Below are 3,137 nucleotides of genomic sequence, written 5' to 3'. Positions count from 1 at the left end.
GATCCCGCGGGGCTACTTCGCGTCCGGGGCGGTGACGCTGGCAGTGGGCTTCATGGTTTCGGCGTTCACCATCCAGGCGAACTGCTCCAGCTTGGCGATGAACTCGTGCAGCAGGTCGGCACTGGTGGGATCTTCCTCATCCACCTCGTCGTGGACCTTCCGCATGGTTCCCACGGCAGCCTCAAGGGCTGCGACGATCCGCTCAATGGCGTCCTTGGTGCTGATCAGGCCCTCGGGGAACTGCGCCAGGCTGGTGGCTTCGGCAACCGTGGAGCTGCGGCCGTCCGGAAGCGCGTGCAGTGCACGCATGCGCTCCGCCGTGTCATCGGCGAACTGGCGCGCTGCGTCCACGATTTCATCCAGCTGAAGGTGGAGGTCCCGGAAGTTGGTACCCACAATGTTCCAGTGGGCCTGCTTGCCCTGGAGGTGCAGTTCGATCAGGTCCGTGAGCACGGCCTGCAAATTGTTGGTCAGTGTCGGTGAAGCTTTCATGCGTCCTCCTCATTGGTCCAGTAATCCCGAACCTACCAGCCCTGCAGAGCGCGGCGGCGGGGACGGGGGCAATTTCTCAGTGAGCTTACTAACTTGCGCTGAACGGACATAAACGAACGTGATTCATATTTCCCCTTGCGCAGGCAGCTCCGCACCCTCATACTAAATGAACGCCATTCATATAGTGACCGTCGTCATAATGTCTTCCCAGAAAGTGGTGCCATGACAGAGACAATCCGCACCAGCACGCCCTCCCCCGGCCCCAGCAGCAACACTTCCGCCGCCGGCATCAGCGCCAAAGGACTGAAAGGCGGGCAGCTCGGGCTCCTCGCCGTCGTCGTCCTTGGCATTTCCACCATTGCCCCGGCCTACACCCTCACCAGCGCACTGGGCCCCACCGTCAACGAAGCCGGACTCCAGCTGCCCGTCATCTTCCTGATCGGTTTCATTCCGATGATCCTGGTCTCGCTCGCCTACCGGGAGCTCAACGCCGACTCCCCGGACAGCGGGACCACGTTCACGTGGGTCACCAAGGCCTTCGGACCCTGGGTGGGCTGGATGGGCGGCTGGGGCCTGCTGGCCGCCAACATCATCGTGCTGTCCAATCTCGCCGGCGTAGCCGTCGATTTCTTCTACCTCTTCCTGTCGCAGCTCACCGGAGCCCCGGAACTGGCAGACCTGGCGGCCAACAAAGCCTTGAACGTGCTGACCTGCTTTGTATTCGTGGCCCTGGCCGTCTGGGTCAGCTACCGCGGGCTGCACACCACCAAACTGGTGCAGTACGGCCTGGTGGGGTTCCAGCTGCTGGTCCTTGGTCTCTTCGTGGCCATGGCGTTCGCCAACTGGTCCAGCTCTGAAACGGCCATCCCTTTCAGCTGGGAATGGTTCGATGTCACCAGGATTGAAACCTTCGGCCAGATTGCCGCAGGGATTTCACTGTCCATCTTCGTGTACTGGGGCTGGGACGTCTGCCTCACCGTGAACGAGGAAACGGCGAACGGCAAGAAGACCTCCGGCCTGGCCGGCACCCTCACCGCCGTCATCGTCCTGGCCATCTACCTGCTGGTCAGCATCGCCACCATGATGTTCGCCGGCGTGGGCGATACCGGCAACGGCCTGAACAATACCGAAATCCACGAGAACATCTTCACGGCCCTGGCCTCCCCCATCATGGGCCCCTTCGCCATCCTGATGTCCCTTGCAGTGCTGTCCAGCTCCGCCGCGTCCCTGCAGTCCACGTTCATGTCGCCGTCGCGCAGCCTGCTGGCGATGGGCCACTACGGTGCCCTGCCGGAGCCGTTCAGCCGGGTCAGCAGGAAGTTCGCGACGCCGGGCTTCGCCACCATCGCGGCGGGCGTCATGTCGGCGGGGTTCTACGCAGTGATGCACGTGGTCAGTGAAAACGTCCTCAATGACACCATCCTGGCCCTGGGCCTGATGATCTGCTTCTACTACGGGCTGACCGCCCTGGCCTGCGCCTGGTACTTCCGGCACAGCGTCTTCAGCAGCGTCCGCAACTTCGTCCTGCGTCTCCTGTGCCCGGTGCTGGGCGGAGTAGGCCTGTTCGTGGTGTTCGGCCAGACCGCCGTGGACAGCCTTGCGCCCGAGTTCGGCAGCGGTTCCGAGGTGTTCGGCGTGGGGCTGGTCTTCGTCCTGGGCATCGGGATCCTGGCCCTTGGCGCCGTGTTCATGCTCATCATGGCCCGGGTCCGGCCCGGCTTCTTCCGGGGCGAGACCCTGAAGCGGGACACCCCCGCACTGGTGGTTCCGGAGTAGGCCAAGGCCTCCACGGCACTGCCCCCCGCACAAAAGGTGCCGTGCCCCCGCGATCCGGGGGCGCGGCACCTTTCAGTTGTGTGCCGGCCTTGGGCAGCCGGCCCGATGTCACCAGAAGTGCGCTACGTCAATCACAAGGCGGGAGCCGGCACCCGGACCGTCCAGGCTGAAAACCCGGAACGGCAGGCGGGCACGGACGCCCAGGCCAACGTTGGTGTAGCCTTCAAAGCTTCCGGCCCAGGCAACCTGGCGGAAGGTCTGGTAACCCGCAACGTTGGCAAGTTCTGCCTGGTTGCGGGGCTCATACGTGGGCCTGCCGCTGTTGTTGTCGTAGGCCGGCGCTGTGAGAGTGACCTGCAGCCGTGCGCCGCCACGGACCGGGACGGTAAAGCCGGACCCGTCCTGGACAATCCGCGGTACGTAACGCACGGTGTACCCGGCGGCCGGGCCATTAAGGTCCACCACCATCCGGTCAAAGCAGTAGTGCTGCCCAGTCCGGATGTTGGTGACGGATGCGGTGGTGGGGTTTTCACTGGTTTTAGCCAGGGATCCCCAGCCCAGCCCGCAATACGATGTGGTTGCCGAGGCGGGCCCGGGAACCAGGAGTCCCAGCCCAACGGCCATGAGGATAGCCGTGAGCCAGATGGAGAGTTTTTTCATTGTGGTGCCACCCATGGAAGGAGCGATTGGATAGCTCAAGCCTAGGAGCGTCAAGGCCCCGAAACGAGGGCTGTGGCCGCTTCGGCGCGCAACCGTTAGGGTGCTCCCGCGCGCATCACGCCGCCATAAAACGAGGGGCGGATTTCGGCCTTTCTTGACCCTTTTGGCGCCCTTTCTGCATCCGCCCGTTACCGCTGGTAACGACGCCG

3 protein-coding genes are annotated in these 3,137 nt (G+C 63.8%); 1 reads left to right on the top strand and 2 read right to left on the bottom strand.

The genetic code is table 11. The features are described from left to right. Positions 1-12 precede the first annotated feature (12 nt). Positions 13-492 (bottom strand): DNA starvation/stationary phase protection protein, encoded by a 480-nt coding sequence (locus P2Q66_RS09460; RefSeq protein ID WP_079597866.1) that lies wholly within the window; start codon positions 490-492, stop codon positions 13-15. Positions 493-714: 222 nt separating this feature from the next. Between P2Q66_RS09460 and P2Q66_RS09455 the strand changes: the two genes are divergently transcribed. Beyond that, entirely contained in the window at positions 715-2,268 is a 1,554-nt protein-coding gene (locus P2Q66_RS09455; protein ID WP_275727506.1) for an APC family permease, read from the top strand. Positions 2,269-2,376: 108 nt separating this feature from the next. Here P2Q66_RS09455 and P2Q66_RS09450 read toward each other — a convergent pair whose 3' ends face one another. Beyond that, positions 2,377-2,928: a hypothetical protein gene (locus tag P2Q66_RS09450; RefSeq protein ID WP_275727505.1), complete on the bottom strand. Its 552-nt coding sequence runs from the start codon at positions 2,926-2,928 to the stop codon at positions 2,377-2,379. Positions 2,929-3,137 lie beyond the last annotated feature (209 nt).

The organism is Arthrobacter sp. Cr_A7 (assembly GCF_029222765.1).
Lineage (GTDB): Bacteria > Actinomycetota > Actinomycetes > Actinomycetales > Micrococcaceae > Arthrobacter.
Note: the sequence above shows the minus strand (reverse complement) of the source record. Positions and strands in the feature narration are given on the sequence as shown.